Below are 18820 nucleotides of genomic sequence, written 5' to 3' on the forward strand. Positions count from 1 at the left end.
CCTCACCCCGCAGAAGCAGGTGCCCGAGCCGGGCACCCCCGGTACGGGGTCCGCCCCGACCATGTCTCGGGACACACCGTCACCAGCGGCATCCCGGTCGTGCCGCCGGGCCCCGACGCGCCGTTCGCGCCGGGCGCGGGCGCCGACGGAGCGACGGCGCACACCCCGCCGCGGTTCCCCGAGCCGGTCGCGCAGAACGCGCCCGCCGCACCGGCGCCCAAGGCGAAGAAGAAGGGCCGCAACAAGCTGGTCCTGCTCGCCGTCGCCGTCCTCGTGCTCGGCGGCGGTGTCTACGGCGCCGGTCTGCTGATGAACCACACCGACGTGCCCAAGGGCACCACCGTGCTCGGTGTCGACATCGGCGGCGGCACCCGCGACGACGCCGTCAAGAAGCTGGACGCGGCCTTCGGCGAGCGGGTCGGCAAGCCCCTGAAGCTGACCGTCGACGGCAAGACGGTCTCCCTCACCCCGGACCAGGCCGGTCTCCAGTTCGACACCCAGACGACGGTGGCGTCGGCCGCCACCAGCGACTACAACCCGGTCTCCGTGGTCGGCTCGCTCTTCGGCCAGAAGCGCGTCGTCGAGCCGTCGATGCCGGTCGACGAGGAGAAGCTGACCGCGGCGCTCCAGTCCGCCGTCGGCGGCTCCGGTTCGATGACCGAGGGCTCGATCGGCTTCACCGCGGGCAAGGCCGTCCCCGTCTACGGCAAGGCGGGCAAGGGCATCGACGCGGCCAAGTCGATGGAGTCGGTCAAGGCCGGGTTCCGCGCCCAGGTGGAGAGCGGTTCGGACACGCCGATCGCGGTCGCCACCACGACCCGGCAGCCGACCGTCCCCAACGCCGAGGTCGACCGCGAGATGAAGGCGTTCGCGAAGCCCGCGATGTCCGCCAACGTCGTCGTGCGCACGGACGCGGCCCACTCCATCGAGTTCAGCCCGCAGAACTCCCTGTGGAAGTTCCTGCGGGTCAAGGCGGTCAACGGCAAGCTCGTCGACAGCCCCGACCTGGAAGCCCTCAAGGGCCTCTACGGCAAGACCTTCGACGACGTCCTGATCACCCGCGGCACCGGCAAGAAGACGGCCGTCACCCCCCAGGACGTCTACGGCGCGATGCGCCAGGCCCTGCTGAGCACCACCTCCCGCCAGGCCGTCATTGAGACCGACCCGAGCTGACGCCCACCGGCACGGCACGGAAGGGCCCGTCCGCGCGGACGGGCCCTTCCGCGTCCCCTGGCACCCCGTGACATCTGTCATGTCCCACCCCGGACGCCCGACACTGCACCCGCACCCGGGCCCCGGAGCAGGATGGACGCCATGACAACGACAGCCGCGACGACGACCACCCCCGTGGTCGGGTTCGATCAGGTGAGCAAGGTGTACGGGGACGTGCGGGCCGTGGACGGCCTGTCGCTCAGCCTGCATCCGGGGGAGACCGTGGCCCTGCTGGGCCCCAACGGCGCCGGGAAGTCGACCACCCTCGACCTGCTGCTCGGGCTCAGGCAGCCCGACTCCGGGCAGGTACGGGTGTTCGGGACCGGGCCGCGGGAGGCGATCGTCGCCGGGCGGGTCGGCGCGATGCTCCAGAGCGGCGGACTCATGGACGAGGTCACCGTCGCCGAACTGGTCCGCCTCGCCTGCGCGCTGCACCCGAAGTCCTACCCGGTCGGCGAGGTGCTGAGCCGGGCCGGGATCAGCCAGATCGCCGACCGCAAGGTCGACAAGCTCTCCGGCGGCCAGGCCCAGCGCGTCCGGTTCGCGCTCGCCACCGCGGGCGACAGCGACCTCATCGTCCTCGACGAACCCACCACCGGCATGGACGTCACCGCGCGCCAGGCCTTCTGGGCCACCATGCGCGAACAGGCCGACCAGGGCCGCACGGTGCTGTTCGCCACCCACTACCTGGAGGAGGCCGACGCGATCGCCGACCGGGTCCTGGTGCTGCACCGGGGGCGGCTGCTCGCCGACGGCACCGCCGCCGAGATCAAGGCCAAGGCCGGCGCCCGCCGCGTCTCCTTCGACCTGGAGGGCACCGTCGACGAGGCCCCGCTGCGCGCGCTGCCCTTCCTCACCTCCCTCGACGTGAGCGGCCACACCGTCCGCATCCAGTCCTCCGACGCCGACGCCACCGTCCACGCGCTGTACGGGCTCGGCGTCTACCCCCGCAACCTGGAGGTCTCCGGGCTCGGCCTGGAGCAGGCGTTCGTCGCCATCACGCAGGCCGAGGAGGCCAAGCAGTCATGAACAGCCTGATCAAGCTGGAGCTGACCCGCGCGCTGCGCAACCGCAAGTTCCTGTTCTTCTCCGTGATCTACCCCTCGGCGCTCTTCCTGCTGATCGCGGGCAACGCCGACAGCTCGGCCGAGGTCGACGGCACCGGCCTGACCCTGCCGACCTACATGATGGTCTCCATGGCCTCCTTCGGCGCCCTGACCGCCGTCCTGATGGGCAACAGCGAGCGCATCGCCAAGGAGCGGGAGAGCGGCTGGGTGCGGCAACTGCGGCTGACCACGCTGCCCGGACGCGGCTACGTCCTCGCCAAGACGGCGGGCGCGGCCGTGGTGAGCCTGCCGTCCATCGTGATCGTCTTCGTCGTCGCCGCGCTCGTGAAGGACGTCCGCCTCGACGCCTGGCAGTGGCTCGCCCTCACCGGCGCCATCTGGGCGGGCAGCCTGGTCTTCGCCGCGCTCGGGGTCGCCCTCGGCTACCTCGCCAGCGGCGACGCGGTGCGCCCGATCACCATGCTCACCTACTTCGGGCTGTCCATCCTGGGCGGCCTGTGGATGCCGACGACGACGTTCCCGCAGTGGCTCCAGGACATCGCCGAATGGCTGCCCACCCACGCGTACGCTGCGATCGGGCGGGCCATCGAGCAGTGCCGGGCCCCGCAGACCCAGGACATCGCCATCCTGGCCGTCTTCTTCGTCCTCTTCGCGGGCGGAGCGGCCTGGCTGTACCGGAAGGACACGCTGAAGGCGTGAACGGCATGACGGACGACCCGCGGTCCGACGAGGAGATCCGGGTGAATCGGCTGGTGCGCATCGGTGAGGCGCCCCGCAACCGGCGCGAGCTGGTGACCAAGCTGGTGTGGGTGGTGCCGTGGCTGGTCTTCCTGGCCTCGCCCTTCCACGACCTGCTCACCGGCCACGACTCCGCCGCGGTCACCGCGGCGGGCGCGGCGGGTCTGGCCGCCTTCGTGGTGATCTACCTGACGATCGTCTTCCGCAACATGGGCAGGCCGTTCTCCACGGCCACGGTGATCTGCCTGGTCGCGGTGCTCGAAGTGCTCGCCGTCGTCCTCGGCGCCACCCTCGGCGGCGACTGGCTCGGCCTCTTCGTCTACGTCTCCGTCTGCTGCGGGATCACCTTCCCGATCCGGCTCGCCCACTGGTGCATCCCGGTCAACACCGCCGCGCTGCTCCTGGTCGGCCTCGTGGCGGGCCAGGAGGACGCCTGGGGCCTGTTCCTCGTGGTCCTGATGGTCGGCTACTCCATGAGCGGCGTGCGCCAACTGATCAACACCACGGTCGAGTTGCGCAAGGCCCGCGCCACCGTCGCCCAACTCGCCGCCAACGAGGAGCGGTTGCGGATGGCCCGCGACCTGCACGACCTGCTCGGCCACTCGCTCTCCCTCATCACGCTCAAGAGCGAGCTGGCCGGCCGGATGCTCCCCGACCACCCCGAGCAGGCCGCCCGGCAGGTCACCGACATCGAACAGGTCAGCCGCCAGGCCCTGGTCGACGTCCGGGAGGCCGTCACCGGCTACCGGCGGGCCCGCCTCGCCGACGAACTCGTCGGCACCCAGGTCGCCCTGACCGCCGCGGGTGTCACCCCGCGCTTCCCGGCCGGACCCGACCTCACCGGCGTCCCCGAGGAGAGCGAGTCGGCGCTCGCCTGGGCGCTGCGCGAGGCGGTCACCAACGTCGTGCGGCACAGCGGCGCCCGCCGCTGCACGGTGGAGCTGCTGCGCCGCCAGACCCTGGACGGCCCGGTCCTCGAACTCACCGTCGAGGACGACGGCTCAGGGGGCTCGGGCGACGGCCCCGGCAACGGTCTCACCGGCCTCACCGAACGGCTCGCCGCGGCCGGCGGAACCCTGGAGGCGGGCCGCTCCGCGAGCGGCTTCCGGCTCGTCGCCCGCGTGCCCGCCGACCGTCCGGCGCACGTAGGATCCGGGGCATGAGCCGCACGATCAGGGTCCTGCTCGCCGAGGACCAGTCGATGGTCCGCGAGGCGCTCGCCGCCCTCCTCGGCCTGGAGGACGACATCGAGGTCGTCGCCCAGGTGGCGCGCGGCGACGAGGTGCTGGACGCGGCCCGCGCCCACGCCGTCGACGTCGCCCTCCTCGACATCGAGATGCCCGGCGCCACCGGCATCGAGGCCGCCGGGCAGGTGCACCGCGAGCTGCCCGGCGTGAAGCTGGTCGTGCTGACCACCTTCGGCCGCCCCGGCTATCTGCGCAGCGCCATGGAGGCGGGCGCCGACGCCTTCCTGGTCAAGGACGCCCCGGCCGCCCAACTCGCCGCCGCCGTACGGAAGGTGCTCGCCGGGGAGCGCGTCATCGACCCCACCCTCGCCGCGGCGGCCCTCGCCGAGGGCGCCAACCCGCTCACCGACCGCGAGCGCGAGGTGCTGCGGGCGGCGGCCGACGGCGCCACCAACGCCGAACTGGCCGCGGCCCTGCACCTGTCCCGGGGCACGGTCCGCAACTACCTCTCGACGGCGATCCAGAAGCTGGCGGTCCGCAACCGCGCCGAGGCGGTCAGCATCGCCCGCGAGAAGGGCTGGCTGTAGGACCGGCCGAGGCGCCGTCTCGGCCCGCGCCCGCGGTCAGTTCAGCATCGCCCTGGCCAGCCGCGCCTCGCCGCGCACCCGTTCCGCCGCCGCCTCGTCGACCGCCGTGACCACCTCCGCGTACGCCTCCAACTCCCGCGCCCCGTCCGTGAACTCACCCCGGCCCACCAGCAACTGGGCCCGCTCGTAGCGCAGTCGGGCCGGATGGGAGGGCAGCAGCAGCCCGAGATCGACCGCCCACAGCCCCACGTCCGAGTGCTCGGGCCGGGCCGCGGCCCACGCCCGTACGTTGTTCAGGATCCGGGCGACGACCTCCAGCGGCTCCGCCGGAGCGAGCATCGACGGTTCGAGCCGCGCCCCCGCCACCCCGGCCACCAGCGCCTGCGCGTCATCCCCGGAGAGCACCCGGCCGCCGTCGAACGGATCCACGAGCACCTGGTCCCCGGGCGGGCCGAACCCGACCACGAAGTGTCCGGGCAGCGCCACCCCGTACACCGGCGCCCCGGCCCGCCGCGCCACCTCCAGCCACACCACCGACAGCAGGATCGGCAGCCCGCGCCGCCGCCGCAGCACCTCGTGCAGCAGCGACGACTCCAGCCGCCGGTAGTCGGCGGGGGCGCCGCGGAACCCCTCGCGGACGCCCAGTGCCCGGTGCAGCGCCCCGGCCCACGCGCCGGGACCGCCCGGCCGGAACGGCAACTCCCCAGCCAGCCGGTCCAGTTCGAGCTGCGCCGCGTCGATGCCCGCGTCGGTGAGCGCGCCGTCCGCCGTCGCGCCCACCAGCAGGCAGAGCGCGGCGAGGTCGGGCCGCTCGGAGCGGGCCTCCTCGGCGAACAGCCGCCGCACCTCGGCGGCCCGCTCGCGGGCGGGCGGGTGCGGGGAGCGCGGCGGCCGCCCGGGTCGTCCGTGCGGTGTCACGCCGGTCCTGTCCCGTCGTCGTCCGGTGCCCGGTAGTGGTGGTAGGCGTGGTGCGCGGCGAAGCCCATCCCGGTGTAGAGGGCGCGCGCCCCGGTGTTGTCGGTCTCGACCTGGAGCCAGGCCGCCGAGGCGCCCTCCTCCAGGGCCCGCCCGGCCAGCGCCGCCATGACGTCGCCCGCGAGGCCCTGCCTGCGCCGCTCGGGCGCCACCTCGACGGCGGCGAAGGAGGCCCACCGGCCGTCCACCACGCACCGCCCGATCGCGGCCGGGACACCCGTGCCCGCCCCGGCACCCGGCGCGTCCCCGCCCGGCACCGACGCGAACCAGACCGAGGGGCCGCCGCCGAGCACCCTCAGGGCCACCTCGCCGACGCCCTTGCGCTGATAGCGCGCCAGCCAGGCGGCGTCGGCGGTCCTGGACAGCCGCACCGCCGCGCCGGGGGACCGGTCGGCGACCGGGGCCAGCGCCCCGGTCCACACCTCGGCGCTCACCTCGCGCACCCAGCCGCGCCGCTCCAGCTCCGCGCAGAGCGTCTCCTGGGTGCCCTCGCCGCCGGTCGCGGTCTGCACGTAGGCGGGCAGGCCGCGGCGCGCGTACCAGCGCCGTACCGCCGTCAGCGCCTCGTCCAGGGGCAGCCCGGGATCGCCCAGCGGCAGCACCGAGTTGGCGCGGCGGGTGAAACCGGACGCGGCGCGCAGCTCCCAGTCGCCGAGCCGCTCGCTCTCCACCGGCGGCCACGCGCGCGAGGAGACCCCGGCGAGTTCCCGGTAGGAGGCGGCGGGTCCGCGCCGGCGGGCGGGCGCGGCCGGTACGACCTTCCCGGCGACCAGGGAGGAGGCCGGGACGCGGACGCTCACCCCGTTCTTCTGTGTGATCAGCAGCACGTTTTCGTCCCATGATGTGAGAACACCGACCGTGTCGGTGAACTTCTCCCGCGCCGCGCCGGGTTCGGTGAAGCATCGCACGGAGACGCGTTTGCCCACGTCAGCAGCGGTGACGCGGACATCGGGACGTCCGGCGGCAGATATTTCCACAGGTCGGTCCACCCCTCCTGTTCGGATCGTGCCCAAGAACGGAGATACTAGAGGTGGGCATCGACGACGCCGCGTTCGTGCGCGCCAGGCGGCGGAGCCTGTGGAGGCCCGCCAGCGCCCTATCGAGGAGGAACGACAGCGTGACCTACGTCATCGCGCAGCCTTGTGTCGACGTCAAGGACAAGGCGTGCATCGAGGAGTGCCCGGTCGACTGCATCTACGAGGGCTCCCGGTCCTTGTACATCCACCCGGACGAATGCGTCGACTGTGGTGCCTGTGAACCGGTCTGCCCGGTCGAGGCGATCTTCTACGAGGACGACGTGCCGGAGGAGTGGAAGGACTACTACAAGGCGAACGTCGAGTTCTTCGACGAGCTGGGCTCGCCCGGCGGCGCCAGCAAACTGGGCCTGATCGAGCGCGACCACCCCTTCGTGGCGGGCCTGCCGCCGCAGGCCGAGTAGCCTCCGCCCGCACCGTGCGCCGCCTCGGTCCCGTACGCCCGCCGTACGGGACCGAGGCGTTTGCCGTCCCGCGGCCGAGCCGCCGCAGTACGAGAAAGTGAGCCAGCCCCGTGTCCGCAGTCTCCGACCGCCTTCCGACCTTCCCGTGGGACAGGCTGGAGCCGTACAAGAAGACGGCGACCGCCCACCCGGACGGCATCGTCGACCTCTCCGTCGGCACCCCGGTCGACCCGGTGCCCGAGCTGATCCAGAAGGCGCTGGTCGACGCGGCCGACTCGCCGGGCTATCCGACGGTCTGGGGCACCCCGGAGCTGCGCGACGCCCTCACCGGCTGGGTGGCGCGCAGGCTCGGCGCCCGGGACGTCACCCACCGGCACGTGCTGCCGATCGTCGGCTCCAAGGAGCTGGTGGCCTGGCTGCCGACGCAGCTCGGTCTCGGCCCCGGCGACCGGGTCGCGTACCCGCGCCTCGCCTACCCGACCTACGAGGTCGGCGCCCGGCTGGCGCGCGCCGGGTACGAGGTCTACGACGACCCGACCGAGCTTGACCCGGCGGGCCTGAAGCTGCTCTGGCTGAACTCGCCGTCCAACCCGACCGGCAAGGTCCTCGGCAAGGACGAGCTGACCAGGATCGTGGCCTGGGCCCGCGAGCACGGCGTCCTCGTCTTCTCCGACGAGTGCTACATCGAGCTGGGCTGGGAGGCCGACCCGGTCTCGGTGCTCCACCCGGACGTCAACGGCGGCCGTATGGACGGCCTGGTGGCGGTGCACTCGCTCTCCAAGCGCTCCAACCTGGCCGGTTACCGCGCCGCGTTCCTGGCGGGCGACCCGGCGGTGCTCGGCCCGCTCCTGGAGATCCGCAAGCACGGCGGCATGATGACCTCCGCGCCGACCCAGGCAGCCGTCGTGGCGGCCCTCGGCGACGACACGCACGTCCGCGAGCAGCGGGAGCGCTACCTCGCCCGGCGCACGGCCCTGCGGGCCGCGCTGGAGCGGCACGGCTTCCGCATCGAGCACAGCGAGGCCAGCCTCTACCTGTGGGCGACGCGGGGCGAGTCCTGCTGGGAGACGGTGGCGCACCTGGCCGAGCTGGGCATCCTGGTCGCCCCCGGTGACTTCTACGGAAGCGCGGGCGAGTCGTTCGTGCGGGTCGCGCTGACGGCGAGCGACGAGCGGGTGGCGGCGGCGGTGGCCCGGCTGTAGGACGCGGGCCGCGGACATGCCGAAGGGGCCCGGGGGAAGTTCCCCGGGCCCCTTCGCGTCGTGCGGGTCAGCCGCCCAGCGGGAGGCCCTTGACCGGCAGGGTCTGCGCCGACGGCAGGCCGCCGCCGAGCGCGTCGGTCGGCAGCCCGCCCTTGGTGGCCGTCTTGGCGGTGTCACCGAGGATCTCCCCGGCGGAGCCCGCGGCGCTCCCGGCGGCCTTCTGCACGGCCGGGGTGGCCTGCTTGGCGACCTTGCCGCCGGTCTTGCCCGCCGCGGGCACGGCCTGCTTGACGGCCTTGCCGCCGGTCTCGCCCGCCATGCCGGTGGCCTTCTGGGACACACCGTCGACGGTGTTGCCGACGCTGGCGCCGTCCAGCGAGGTCAGGCCGCCCAGGTTCGGGGTGGCGGGCAGCTGGGGGGCAGCGCTGGCGGAGCCGGCCACACCGACCCCGGCAGCCGCTCCCGCTGCGACGAGCAGCGCGGCACGGGCGATCCGGCGGGTCAGGGGGAGGGACATGATGCTCCTTCGACGGGAGAGAACACGGATGCGTCCGGCGCTTCCGGGCTGGTGACCGGCTTCGGTCCGGACGGAGTGACTACCGCTCGAAGCCCGCGAAGGTTGCGGCGGCCCGACGTAAAGAGTTGGCAATGCGTCGCATAATCGCCTGCGGATGAAACCGGGCAAAAGGTGCCCGGTCCGACAGTGTGCCGAATGCCCGCAGCCCTGTCCCCGCAAGGGCTGCGACGGTTTCGGGGGTGACGGCGCGAAAACCTGCCCGCCCCGGACCCCGGACGGCGTCCGCGTGACCCGTGCGGGTGACGCCCCGCACTCCTGCGCAGATGTCCGAGGGAGGTTTCCGGCCCGCTCCGACCGCCGCGCGGGCGGCCCCCGGGACTACCGCGCCGTGACGATCCGGACCGGGTCCGCCGTCGTCGCGGAGCCGCCCGCGCCGGTGCCGCGCACCGTCCGCCACCGGGTGTCGACGTTCCCCGCGGTCCACTCGCGCCCGCCGTAGACGACCCGCTCGATGTGCAGCGCCGAGGAGTTGGCCACCGCCCACTGCGCGAGCTGCCAGCCGCGCTGCCGGTCGCTGCGCCCCTTCGCCGGGCTCGACCCCGCGCTCACCGGCAGCGTGACGACCCGCTCGTCCGACCCCCCGGCGCCCGGCGCGGGAGAGGCCGTGGACGAGGTCGAGGCCGCGGGCGCGGGTGACGCGCCGTCCCCCGCGCCCACCTCGGCGCCGACCGGCTGGAGCGCGTCCCGCCCGAAGTCCCGTGCCAGCGCGGCCCGCACCGCGTCCGGGCCCCACGACTCGCCCGCGGCACCGGCGGAGGCGGCGGGCGCGGGCGTGCCCGTGCAGGACAGGGTCGCCGCCGCGTTCCCGGTGAGGGCGGCGGAGAGCAGCGCCGCGTCCGGCTCGTGCTTGGCGTACGCCTCGGGGAAGCCGCTGCGCTGCACCCGCTGCGCGGCGACCGTCAGCGGCAGTTCGGTGTAGCCGTCGACCTTGGCCAGGTGCCGGTAGAACTCGCCCGCCGCGTACGTCGGGTCCATGATCTCCTTCTCGGTGCCCCAGCCCTGCGAGGGCCGCTGCTGGAACAGGCCGAGCGAATCCCGGTCGCCGTGCGCGATGTTGCGCAGCCCCGACTCCTGGAGCGCCGTCGCCAGCGCGATCGTCACGGCCCGCTCGGGCATGCCGCGCCCGGTGCCGACGGCGGCGATCGTCGCCGCGTTCACCGCCTGCTCCGGCGTGAACTCGTACGTCGTCCCGTCCGCGTCGGCGCCGCCCGCGACGACCTCGCAGCCGGGTCCGCCGCGCCCGCCGGTCACGTACTGCACCGCCAGATAGGCGGCGACGGCCAGCAGGACCACGAGGGCGCCGAGGGCCCGCAGGAGGCGGCCACGGCGCTTGGGGGGAGTGGGGGGACGGCTCTGGCACGCGTACAAGGTAGCGGAGGTCTGCAAGGTGTTCGCACCGGGTGTGCACCTCACGTTCACACCGCCGCGCGTTAGGGTCGACGACATGTCCGACACCGCACTTGACCTCTCGCTGGACGCCGCCCGGCTGACCGCGCGACTCGTCGACCTCCGCTCCGAGAGCGGCTCCGAGAAGCCCCTCGCCGACGCGATCGAGCAGGCCCTGCGGGCGCTGCCCCACCTGACGGTCGACCGGTACGGCAACAACGTGGTCGCCCGCACCCGGCTCGGCCGCGCCGAACGGGTCGTCCTGGCCGGTCACATCGACACCGTGCCCATCGCGGACAACGTGCCCTCCCGGCTCGACGAGGACGGCGTCCTGTGGGGCTGCGGCACCTGCGACATGAAGGCGGGCGTCGCCGTGCAGCTCCGGATCGCCGCCACCGTCCCCGAACCCGTCCGCGACCTCACCTTCGTCTTCTACGACAACGAGGAGGTCGCCGCCCACCTCAACGGCCTCGGACACATCGCGCGGGCCCACCCGGACTGGCTGGAGGGGGACTTCGCGGTCCTGCTCGAACCGTCCGACGGCGAGGTCGAGGGCGGCTGCCAGGGCACCCTGCGGGTCCTGCTGCGCACCACCGGCGAACGGGCGCACTCCGCGCGCTCCTGGATGGGCTCCAACGCCATCCACGCCGCCGCCCCGATCCTCGCCCGGCTCGCCGCCTACGAACCCCGCTACCCGGTCATCGACGGCCTGGAGTACCGCGAGGGCCTCAACGCGGTCGCCGTCTCCGGCGGGGTCGCCGGGAACGTGATCCCCGACGAGTGCGTCGTCACCGTCAACTTCCGCTACGCGCCCGACCGCACGGAGGCCGAGGCGCTCGCCCACGTGCACGAGGTGTTCGCGGACTGCGGGGTCGAGGAGTTCGTCGTCGACGACCACAGCGGCGGCGCCCTGCCCGGCCTCTCCCACCCGGCCGCCGCCGCCTTCATCGAGGCGGTCGGCGGCTCCCCGCGCCCCAAGTACGGCTGGACAGACGTCGCCCGGTTCTCCGGGCTCGGCATCCCGGCCGTCAACTACGGCCCCGGCAACCCGCACCTGGCGCACCGGCGGGACGAACGCGTCGACACCGCGAAGATCCTCGCAGGCGAGGAACGGCTGCGGGCGTGGCTCACGGCGTGAACCGCTCGGCGGCGGACATGCTCACGTCCCCCTTCCGTAACCCGGGTGGATCTACGCTGAGGTGAACACCTGCAAGTGGAGGGAGCGCACATGGCTACCGGGAACCCCGAGGGCAAGAAGCAGCCGCCGGAGGAGCAGCGCCTGGGACCGGTCCTCCGGAGGCGGGACCAGGTCACGGCGAGCACGACCGACCAGCGTCTGCTGGACGCGGGCGGCCCCTCGGACTGGGTGCACACGGACCCCTGGCGGGTGCTGCGCATCCAGTCGGAGTTCATCGAGGGCTTCGGCACCCTCGCCGAACTGCCCCCGGCGATCAGTGTGTTCGGCTCCGCGAGAACCCCCGCCGACTCACCCGAGTACGAGGCGGGCGTGCGGCTCGGGCGCGGCCTGGTCGACGCCGGATGGGCCGTCATCACCGGCGGCGGACCGGGCGCGATGGAGGCCGCCAACAAGGGCGCCCTGGAGGCCAGGGGCGTCTCCGTCGGCCTCGGCATCGAGCTGCCCTTCGAGCAGGGCCTCAACCCGTACGTCGACATCGGCCTGAACTTCCGGTACTTCTTCGTCCGGAAGATGATGTTCGTCAAGTACGCGCAGGGCTTCGTCGTCCTGCCCGGCGGCCTCGGCACCCTCGACGAACTCTTCGAGGCGCTCACCCTCGTCCAGACCCAGAAGGTCACCCGCTTCCCCATCGTCCTCTTCGGCACGGAGTACTGGGGCGGCCTGGTCGACTGGCTGCGCCACACGCTGATCGCGCAGGGCAAGGCGTCGGAGAAGGACCTGCTCCTGTTCCACCTCACGGACGACGTCGACGAGGCGGTGGCCCTGGTCTCCAAGGAGACGGGCCGCTAGGCCAGTCCCCGCCGGGCCACCGCCGGAGGGCGGTGGCCCGCGATCGACGCGACCATGTCCAGCACCTGACGGGTCTCGGCGACCTCGTGCACCCGGTACACCTGGGCGCCGAGCCACGCCGAGACCGCCGTCGTGGCCAGCGTCCCGATCAGCCGCTCCTTCACCGGGCGGTCCAGGGTCTCGCCGACGAAGTCCTTGTTGGAGAGCGACACCAGCACCGGCCAGCCGGTGTCCACCATCTCCGGCAGCCGCCGGGTCGCCTCCAGGCTGTGCCGGGTGCTCTTGCCGAAGTCGTGGCCCGGGTCGATCAGGATCGACTCGCGCGGCACCCCGAGCCCGGCCGCCCGCTCCGCCAGGCCCACCGTCACCCGCAGCACGTCGGCCATGACGTCGTCGTACGCCACCCGGTGCGGCCGGGTGCGCGGCTCGGCGCCGCCCGCGTGCGTGCACACCAGCCCCGCGCCGTACCGGGCCGCGACCTCCGCGAGCCCCGGGTCGACGCCGCCCCACGCGTCGTTCAGCAGATCCGCGCCCGCCGCGCAGACCGCCTCGCCGACCTCGGCCCGCCAGGTGTCCACGCTGATCACGACGTCGGGGAAGCGCCGCCGCACCTCCGCCACGAAGCCGACGGTGCGCCGCGCCTCCTCCTCGGCGCCCACCTCCTCGCCCGGCCCCGCCTTCACGCCGCCGATGTCGACGATCGCCGCGCCCTCCGCCACCGCCCGCTCCACGCGCGCGAGGGCGGGTTCGTCGCGGAAGGTCGCCCCCTGGTCGTAGAAGGAGTCCGGGGTCCGGTTCACGATCGCCATGATCACCGGCTCGTGCGCCTCGAACACCTGCCTGCCCAGCCTGAGCATCCGCTGTGACCTTCCTGGTCGTTCTCTCGCCGTCGGCCCTCTTGAGGCCGCCTGCGACCCTAACTGTCCGACCCGCATGGCACGATCGGACCCTGACACACACAACGTGCGGACATCGAGCGTGGGGACCACAGCGATGGTTATGTTCTTGTTCCTGGTCGTCGCCCTGGCCGTGGTGGTCGGCGCGGTGACCCTGGCCGTGGTGGGCGGCGGCGAGGGCCGGGGACCGCTGCCGGACGCCGCCCCCGAGCGGCTGCGCGACGCGCTCCCCGCCGACCGCCCGGTCGCCCGCGTCGACGTGGACGCCCTCCGCTTCCCGCTGGCCGTCCGCGGCTACCGCATGGAGGACGTCGACGACGCCCTCAACCGCCTCGCCGCCGAACTCGCCGAGCGCGACGCCCGCATCGCCGACCTGGAGTCCGCGCTCGCCGGACCACGGACCGCCGCCCCCGGCGGGCCCGAGGGCCAGCGGGACGCCGAGGGGCGCCTGTCGATGGACAAGCCCCTGCCGGGAGAGCACCCGTGAGCGACGGCTCCCCCCTCGCCGGGGCGGACGGCGCGCTGCGCTGCCCCTGGGCGCTCTCCACCGAGGACTACGTGGCGTACCACGACGAGGAGTGGGGCCGCCCGGTCCACGGCGACGACGCCCTCTTCGAACGCCTCAGCCTGGAGGCGTTCCAGTCCGGCCTCTCCTGGATCACCATCCTGCGCCGCAGGGCCGGTTTCCGCGCCGCCTTCGCCGGCTTCGGGATCGCCGCGGTGGCCGCCTTCACCGACGACGACCGCGAACGCCTCCTGGCCGACCCGGGCATCATCCGCAACCGGGCCAAGGTCGACGCGACGATGGCCAACGCGCGCGTGCTGGCCGACTGGGCCGCGGGCGACCTCGACACCCTGATCTGGTCGCACGCCCCCGACCCCGCGACACGCCCGGCCCCCAGAACCCTCTCCGACGTCCCCGCCGTCACTACGGAGTCGACGGCGCTCGCCAAGGCCCTCAAGAAGCGCGGCCTGCGGTTCGTCGGACCGACGACGGCGTACGCGCTGATGCAGGCCTGCGGTCTGGTCGACGACCACCTGGAGCGGTGCGTGAGCCGCGGCGCCCGCACGGAGGCGCCGCGGTCCTGACCGGCGGACCGGCGCGCGATCACCGGCCCAGGTAGACCGGCCGCTCCTTGTGCACGAAGGCGGCCACCGCGATCGCGTGGTCCTCGGAGAGCCCGGCCCGGGTCTGCAGCTCGTCCTCCTTCTCCAGGGTCTCCTCCAGGGAGTGCGTCAGGCCGTACGCCACCGCCTCCTTGAGCGCCCGGTAGGCCACGGTCGGCCCCTCGGCCAGCGCCCTGGCCGCCTTCTCGGCCTCGGCCCGCAGCTCCGCCGCCGGGACCACCCGGTTGGCGATGCCCAGCTCCAGGGCCTCCGCCGCCCTGATGCCGCGCGGGAACATCAGCAGGTCGGTGGCGCGACCGGGGCCCACCACCCGGGGAAGGGTCCAGGAGACCCCGGAGTCGGCGGTCAGCGCGACCCCGGCGAACGACGTGTTGAACGCGGCCGTGTCCGCCACCACCCGGTAGTCGGCGGCGAGCGCGAACCCGAAACCGGCCCCGGCGGCGACCCCGTTCACGCCCGCCACCACCGGCTTCCCCATCCCGGCCAGCGCCCGCACGATCGGGTTGTAGTGCTCACGGACGGTGCTCATCGTCCGTCCCGACCCGGTCTCCCGGTCGGCGGCCAGCAGCCCGATGTGCTCCTTGAGGTCCTGCCCCACGCAGAAGGCCCGGTCACCGGCGGCGGTGAGCAGCACGGCCCGGACCGTGTCGTCGCCCGCCGCCGCCTCGACCGCCTCGCGCAGGGCGACCTTGGTGGCGATGTCCAGCGCGTTCATCGCCTCCGGGCGGTTCAGCGTGATCGTCGCGAGCCCGTCGCTCACTTCGTGGAGCACGGTGTCGGCCATGGTGGTTCCCCTCGGCGGTCGCGGCTGCGGCGTACCGGCCGGTACGCCCTCGTCCGCAGACAGCATGGCGGAGATCACCGTCCGCGGACCGGACCGGACGTGTGACCTGCGTCAAAGAAAAAGGCCGTCCCGGGACCGTGGCGAGGTGGGTGCGGGCGCGAAGTATCGCAGTCACATCGCCGAATTGAGTGGTTTTGCTCGCGCGCGTTGCGCAAGCGATGCCGACCGATGTTGGTCATCGGGTCCTGCGATGCGGGATAATGGCCTGGAAGCAATGTGTTCGATGCCGGTGTCGCGTGTCCCACGCCTTGGAGCGCGCGTGCCCGCCCATGGGCTTGTCGGCTGTGAGTGAGCTGGTTTCAGGAAGGGGAACGAGCATGGCGGCCATGAAGCCGCGGACGGGCGATGGCCCGCTCGAGGTGACCAAGGAGGGGCGGGGCATCGTCATGCGCGTTCCGCTCGAAGGCGGCGGTCGGCTCGTCGTCGAGCTGACCCCGGACGAGGCTGACGCGCTGGGCGACGCCCTCAAGAAGGTCGTCGGCTGACGCGGGAGCGCGACCGTACCCCTTCAGCGCCCCGGCACCGTCCTCGGTGCCGGGGCCGCTGCGTTCACCCCTCGCGGCTGCCGCGCTTGACCGCGCAGAGCAGTCCGTCGCCCACCGGCAGCAGCGACGGCAGCAGCTCGGGGCTCTCCCGCACCGCCCGCAGCAGCTCCCGCAGCCGCACCACCTCCGTGGGCTGCGGGCCGGAGTCGACCGTGCGGCCGTTGGCGAAGGCGCCCTCGAAGACGACCAGTCCGCCGGGGCGCAGCAGCCGCAACGATTCAGCGAGGTAGTCCATCACCTCCTGCCGGTCCCCGTCGCAGAAGACGAGGTCGTAACCGGCGTCCGCGAGGCGCGGCAGGACGTCCAGGGCGCGGCCCGGGATGAAGCGGGCCCGGTTGCTCGCGTAGCCGGAGGCCCGGAAGGCCTGCCGGGCGAACTGCTGGTGCTCGGGCTCGGGGTCGACGGTGGTCAGCACCCCGTCGGGACGCATCCCGTGCAGCAGGTGGATGCCGGAGACGCCGGTGCCGGTGCCGATCTCGGCGACCGCCTTCGCGTCCACCGAGGCCGCCAGCAGACCCAGCGCGGCGCCCGTGCCGGGCGACACCGAGCGCAGCCCCGCGTCGCGGGCCCGCTCCCGGGCCCAGCGCAGCGCGTCGCCCTCGGCGACATAGGCGTCGGCGAACGCCCAGCTCGTCTGCCGGTTGCCGGTGATGACCCTCTCCTGTCCCCTGGATGCCTGGGCGTGACTGTATCCGTTGGGGCCGGGAACCCGCAGATGGGACCGGGCGTTTAGAGAGGTGGCAGACGACACCGGGGGGACACGGTTGGATCACGACGGCACGCGGGGGTCCGTACACCCGCCGACGTGGGGGTTCGACCCCCGGCAGGCCAGATCAAATTCTCGTAAAACCGCTTATCCGGAGCTAACGGGCGAGGTGGCTATGGTAGGGGCTCCACTGGACACCACCAGAGCCGACAGGGGAGGTGCGGCCGCGCCTGTGGATCGGGGAGGAGTGCTGCGGCGCTTTCTCGGATCGGCGGGCAGGCCGAAATCCGTGAACGACACCGCTGCTGACCACAGCCACGCCGCTGACCAGTCCCAGACCGCGACTTTCACCACCGACGCGGACGGGCAGGCGTGGACTCCGCCCACCTGGGAGGAGATCGTCAGCACCCACAGCGGTCGCGTCTACCGCCTCGCGTACCGCCTCACCGGCAACCAGCACGACGCCGAGGACCTCACGCAGGAGGTCTTCGTCCGCGTCTTCCGCTCCCTGTCGACCTACACGCCGGGCACCTTCGAGGGCTGGCTGCACCGCATCACGACCAACCTGTTCCTGGACATGGTCCGCCGCAAGCAGCGCATCCGCTTCGACGCCCTCGGCGAGGACGCGGCCGAGCGGCTGCCCAGCCGCGACCCCTCCCCGCAGCAGGTCTTCAACGACGCCCACTTCGACGCGGACGTCCAGCAGGCCCTCGACACCCTGGCGCCCGAGTTCCGCGCCGCGGTCGTCCTGTGCGACATCGAAGGACTGTCGTACGAGGAGATCGCCGCGACCCTCGGGGTCAAGCTCGGCACCGTGCGGTCCCGGATCCACCGCGGCCGTTCGCAGCTCCGCAAGGCACTCGCCCACCGTTCGCCCGAGGCCCGCGCGGCCGAGCGGCGCGGATTCATGGCGAGGGTGCCGGCTCTGGGGGGAGGGGGCGCGACCGCGTGAGTGGAACACGACCGAGCCCCGCAGAGCGGCGCCTGTCCGAACAGCATCTGGGAGACCGGCTCTCCGCCCTGGTGGACGGAGAGCTGGGCCATGAGACGCGCGAGCGGGTCCTCGCCCATCTCGCCACCTGTGCCAGGTGCCGGGTCGAGGCCGACGCCCAGCGCCGGCTCAAGAGCGTCTTCGCGGAGGCGGCGCCCCCGCCGCCCTCCGAGAGTTTCCTCGCCCGCCTCCAGGGCCTCCCGGGAGGAGGTGACACCGGGGACACGGACGGCGGCTCACCGCCGTTCGGAAGAGGATTCGGCGACGGCCTGGCCGCCGCCCGGGAGACCGTGGCGCCCTCGGGCGTCTTCCCCGCCCCCGGCGTCCTCGGGGGGATCGGCCCGAAACGGGGTGAGCGCTTCGCCTTCGGCTATCTCCCCGCCCGCCCGCACCCGCCCGAACCCGAACCCGGCCGGGGCTTCCGCATCCATGACGTCGGCAGGCACGACACCGACCGCTCGTCCTCGCGCGGGCTGCGCTTCGCGTTCGTCGCCGCGGGCGCGGTGTCGCTCGCCGCGATCGCCCTCGGCGGCGTCACCACCGGCGCCCCGACCGACACGGACGCCCGCGGCGCGGGCAGCAACGTCACGCCGATGCGCACCCCGGCGACCGGTGCCGCCGCCAACCCCGACGGCCAGCGCCGCCGTGGCTCCGCCCCGCTGCTCGCCCAGGGCCAGCGGGTCCTCGGTGACGCCGCGGTCGCTCCGACGAGCGTCTCCGCGCCGCTGCTGCCGGGGGTGCCCGCTCCCGCGCGCCCGACACACGCGCTGACCACGCCGGTGCTGGCCGGTGCGGCCGTCATGTCCCCGTTGATACGTCCGCTCACCACCACCCCTCCGCTCACCCTGACCTCGTGGTCGGCGGTCCCCGAGGTCCTGGCCTCTCCCGACACGACGTCGTCGCCGACCGCGACCGAGCTGCCCCGCACCGCCCGCTGAACCTGGTTGAATCCGGGGTGGGCCGCGACCACGGCAGGCAGCCGGGCGCGGAATCGACGTACCGCGACCACCGTCGACGTGCCGTGCCGCGGTGAGCTGTGGGGAGAACATGGACGAGGGGAACCCCGCCGAGCGGGGCACGACTCCGGCGGACGCCGCCTCCGGGCGCGACCGGGCCGCGGCGGACGCCGACTTCGCACCGGGGAGCCCGGCCCCCGCCCCGGGGCCCAGGACACCGGCTCCCGATCCGACCGCCGGAGGCGCCGACGCCCTGGTCGGCGGAGCACCGGACCCCCGGGCCACCGCGCCCGCGCCCGCGGCTTCCGTGCCCGGTGCGGTGCCCGGATCCCCGGATCCGCTGCCCGGAGCGGACTCCGCACCGACGCCCGGCACGCCCGACACGGTCACGGCACCCC

General features: G+C 73.7%; 20 protein-coding genes and 2 pseudogenes. 15 read left to right on the forward strand and 7 right to left on the reverse strand.

Annotated features, from left to right (window positions below; genetic code table 11):
- The 5 genes and pseudogenes from GA0115242_RS23660 to GA0115242_RS23680 form a co-directional block, all read left to right on the forward strand.
- A pseudogene (locus GA0115242_RS23660) lies at positions 1 to 1173 on the forward strand (hypothetical protein); the annotation flags it as partial.
- A gap of 141 nt (positions 1174 to 1314) precedes the next feature.
- A complete protein-coding gene (locus tag GA0115242_RS23665) occupies positions 1315 to 2241 on the forward strand; it encodes an ABC transporter ATP-binding protein (protein WP_176729897.1) in 927 nt (308 codons plus the stop codon).
- Positions 2238 to 2978, forward strand: a complete 741-nt coding sequence (locus GA0115242_RS23670; protein ID WP_093831689.1) for an ABC transporter permease — start codon at positions 2238 to 2240, stop codon at positions 2976 to 2978. Before GA0115242_RS23665 ends, GA0115242_RS23670 begins: the two co-directional genes overlap by 4 nt.
- Before the next feature lie 5 nt (positions 2979 to 2983).
- Positions 2984 to 4180 (forward strand): sensor histidine kinase, encoded by a 1197-nt coding sequence (locus GA0115242_RS23675; protein WP_093831719.1) that lies wholly within the window; start codon positions 2984 to 2986, stop codon positions 4178 to 4180.
- The gene (locus GA0115242_RS23680; protein WP_093831691.1) at positions 4177 to 4791 is read left to right on the forward strand and encodes a response regulator transcription factor; all 615 of its coding nucleotides are present in this window, start codon (positions 4177 to 4179) and stop codon (positions 4789 to 4791) included. The genes GA0115242_RS23675 and GA0115242_RS23680 overlap by 4 nt, the downstream gene beginning before the upstream one ends.
- A 36-nt stretch (positions 4792 to 4827) precedes the next feature.
- Here the strand turns inward: GA0115242_RS23680 and GA0115242_RS23685 are convergent, their stop codons facing one another.
- Positions 4828 to 5709 (reverse strand): transglutaminase-like domain-containing protein, encoded by an 882-nt coding sequence (locus GA0115242_RS23685; RefSeq protein ID WP_093831693.1) that lies wholly within the window; start codon positions 5707 to 5709, stop codon positions 4828 to 4830.
- Positions 5706 to 6743, reverse strand: a complete 1038-nt coding sequence (locus GA0115242_RS23690) for a GNAT family N-acetyltransferase (RefSeq protein ID WP_093831695.1) — start codon at positions 6741 to 6743, stop codon at positions 5706 to 5708. The genes GA0115242_RS23685 and GA0115242_RS23690 overlap by 4 nt, the downstream gene beginning before the upstream one ends.
- Positions 6744 to 6883: 140 nt before the next feature.
- On the opposite strand from GA0115242_RS23690, the gene fdxA reads away from it, so the two are divergent.
- Both fdxA and GA0115242_RS23700 read left to right on the forward strand, forming a co-directional pair.
- Positions 6884 to 7204 carry a ferredoxin gene (gene fdxA / locus GA0115242_RS23695; protein ID WP_093831697.1) on the forward strand — a complete coding sequence of 107 codons (321 nt, stop codon included), beginning with the start codon at positions 6884 to 6886 and terminating at the stop codon, positions 7202 to 7204.
- Between the two features lie 110 nt (positions 7205 to 7314).
- Positions 7315 to 8406 carry a bifunctional succinyldiaminopimelate transaminase/glutamate-prephenate aminotransferase gene (locus tag GA0115242_RS23700; protein ID WP_093831699.1) on the forward strand — a complete coding sequence of 364 codons (1092 nt, stop codon included), beginning with the start codon at positions 7315 to 7317 and terminating at the stop codon, positions 8404 to 8406.
- A 67-nt stretch (positions 8407 to 8473) separates the two neighbouring features.
- Here the strand turns inward: GA0115242_RS23700 and GA0115242_RS23705 are convergent, their stop codons facing one another.
- Together GA0115242_RS23705 and GA0115242_RS23710 are read right to left on the reverse strand one after the other, a co-directional pair.
- Complete coding sequence (locus GA0115242_RS23705; RefSeq protein WP_093831701.1) at positions 8474 to 8923, reverse strand: ATP-binding protein; 450 nt, start codon at positions 8921 to 8923, stop codon at positions 8474 to 8476.
- Between the two features lie 378 nt (positions 8924 to 9301).
- Positions 9302 to 10276 carry a heavy metal transporter gene (locus GA0115242_RS23710; RefSeq protein ID WP_256089558.1) on the reverse strand — a complete coding sequence of 325 codons (975 nt, stop codon included), beginning with the start codon at positions 10274 to 10276 and terminating at the stop codon, positions 9302 to 9304.
- Positions 10277 to 10427: 151 nt separating this feature from the next.
- Here GA0115242_RS23710 and dapE point away from each other — a divergent pair, with 151 nt between their 5' ends.
- On the forward strand, positions 10428 to 11507 hold the full coding sequence (gene dapE / locus GA0115242_RS23715) for a succinyl-diaminopimelate desuccinylase (RefSeq protein ID WP_093831703.1): 1080 nt from the start codon (positions 10428 to 10430) through the stop codon (positions 11505 to 11507).
- A 90-nt stretch (positions 11508 to 11597) separates the two neighbouring features.
- Positions 11598 to 12356: an LOG family protein gene (locus tag GA0115242_RS23720; RefSeq protein ID WP_093831705.1), complete on the forward strand. Its 759-nt coding sequence runs from the start codon at positions 11598 to 11600 to the stop codon at positions 12354 to 12356.
- Here GA0115242_RS23720 and folP read toward each other — a convergent pair.
- The gene (gene folP, locus GA0115242_RS23725) at positions 12353 to 13213 is read right to left on the reverse strand and encodes a dihydropteroate synthase (protein WP_093831707.1); all 861 of its coding nucleotides are present in this window, start codon (positions 13211 to 13213) and stop codon (positions 12353 to 12355) included. The two genes, GA0115242_RS23720 and folP, sit on opposite strands and share 4 nt — an antisense overlap.
- Before the next feature lie 136 nt (positions 13214 to 13349).
- Between folP and GA0115242_RS23730 the strand changes: the two genes are divergently transcribed.
- Both GA0115242_RS23730 and GA0115242_RS23735 read left to right on the forward strand, forming a co-directional pair.
- Positions 13350 to 13739: a DivIVA domain-containing protein gene (locus GA0115242_RS23730; protein ID WP_093831709.1), complete on the forward strand. Its 390-nt coding sequence runs from the start codon at positions 13350 to 13352 to the stop codon at positions 13737 to 13739.
- Positions 13736 to 14341, forward strand: coding sequence for a DNA-3-methyladenine glycosylase I (locus GA0115242_RS23735; protein WP_093831711.1), 606 nt, complete (start codon positions 13736 to 13738; stop codon positions 14339 to 14341). Before GA0115242_RS23730 ends, GA0115242_RS23735 begins: the two co-directional genes overlap by 4 nt.
- A gap of 19 nt (positions 14342 to 14360) precedes the next feature.
- Here the strand turns inward: GA0115242_RS23735 and GA0115242_RS23740 are convergent, their stop codons facing one another.
- Positions 14361 to 15164, reverse strand: coding sequence for a 2-cyclohexenylcarbonyl CoA isomerase (locus GA0115242_RS23740; RefSeq protein WP_093831713.1), 804 nt, complete (start codon positions 15162 to 15164; stop codon positions 14361 to 14363).
- 377 nt (positions 15165 to 15541) lie between these two features.
- Between GA0115242_RS23740 and GA0115242_RS23745 the strand changes: the two genes are divergently transcribed.
- Complete coding sequence (locus GA0115242_RS23745) at positions 15542 to 15709, forward strand: DUF3117 domain-containing protein (protein ID WP_003966491.1); 168 nt, start codon at positions 15542 to 15544, stop codon at positions 15707 to 15709.
- 64 nt (positions 15710 to 15773) lie between these two features.
- Here GA0115242_RS23745 and GA0115242_RS23750 read toward each other — a convergent pair whose 3' ends face one another.
- Entirely contained in the window at positions 15774 to 16484 is a 711-nt protein-coding gene (locus GA0115242_RS23750) for an O-methyltransferase (RefSeq protein ID WP_093831725.1), read from the reverse strand.
- A 238-nt stretch (positions 16485 to 16722) separates the two neighbouring features.
- Here GA0115242_RS23750 and sigE point away from each other — a divergent pair, with 238 nt between their 5' ends.
- The 3 genes and pseudogenes from sigE to GA0115242_RS41260 form a co-directional block, all read left to right on the forward strand.
- A complete protein-coding gene (gene sigE, locus GA0115242_RS23755; protein WP_093831715.1) occupies positions 16723 to 17427 on the forward strand; it encodes an RNA polymerase sigma factor SigE in 705 nt (234 codons plus the stop codon).
- On the forward strand, positions 17424 to 18404 hold the full coding sequence (locus GA0115242_RS23760; RefSeq protein WP_093831717.1) for a zf-HC2 domain-containing protein: 981 nt from the start codon (positions 17424 to 17426) through the stop codon (positions 18402 to 18404). Before sigE ends, GA0115242_RS23760 begins: the two co-directional genes overlap by 4 nt.
- Positions 18405 to 18513: 109 nt before the next feature.
- Positions 18514 to 18820, forward strand: a pseudogene (locus GA0115242_RS41260) (hypothetical protein); the annotation flags it as partial.

Source organism: Streptomyces sp. SolWspMP-5a-2 (assembly GCF_900091845.1).
GTDB lineage: Bacteria > Actinomycetota > Actinomycetes > Streptomycetales > Streptomycetaceae > Streptomyces > Streptomyces doudnae.

What these genes read in the sequence shown, in the direction of transcription:
- GA0115242_RS23730 (WP_093831709.1), top strand. Translation starts at nt 13,350, where the DNA reads ATGGTTATGTTCTTGTTCCTGGTCGTCGCCCTGGCCGTGGTGGTCGGC.
- GA0115242_RS23705 (WP_093831701.1), bottom strand. Translation starts at nt 8,923, where the DNA reads ATGTCCCTCCCCCTGACCCGCCGGATCGCCCGTGCCGCGCTGCTCGTC.
- GA0115242_RS23670 (WP_093831689.1), top strand. Translation starts at nt 2,238, where the DNA reads ATGAACAGCCTGATCAAGCTGGAGCTGACCCGCGCGCTGCGCAACCGC.
- GA0115242_RS23680 (WP_093831691.1), top strand. Translation starts at nt 4,177, where the DNA reads ATGAGCCGCACGATCAGGGTCCTGCTCGCCGAGGACCAGTCGATGGTC.
- GA0115242_RS23665 (WP_176729897.1), top strand. Translation starts at nt 1,315, where the DNA reads ATGACAACGACAGCCGCGACGACGACCACCCCCGTGGTCGGGTTCGAT.
- folP (WP_093831707.1), bottom strand. Translation starts at nt 13,213, where the DNA reads ATGCTCAGGCTGGGCAGGCAGGTGTTCGAGGCGCACGAGCCGGTGATC.
- GA0115242_RS23745 (WP_003966491.1), top strand. Translation starts at nt 15,542, where the DNA reads ATGGCGGCCATGAAGCCGCGGACGGGCGATGGCCCGCTCGAGGTGACC.
- GA0115242_RS23675 (WP_093831719.1), top strand. Translation starts at nt 2,984, where the DNA reads ATGACGGACGACCCGCGGTCCGACGAGGAGATCCGGGTGAATCGGCTG.
- dapE (WP_093831703.1), top strand. Translation starts at nt 10,428, where the DNA reads ATGTCCGACACCGCACTTGACCTCTCGCTGGACGCCGCCCGGCTGACC.
- GA0115242_RS23720 (WP_093831705.1), top strand. Translation starts at nt 11,598, where the DNA reads ATGGCTACCGGGAACCCCGAGGGCAAGAAGCAGCCGCCGGAGGAGCAG.
- GA0115242_RS23740 (WP_093831713.1), bottom strand. Translation starts at nt 15,164, where the DNA reads ATGGCCGACACCGTGCTCCACGAAGTGAGCGACGGGCTCGCGACGATC.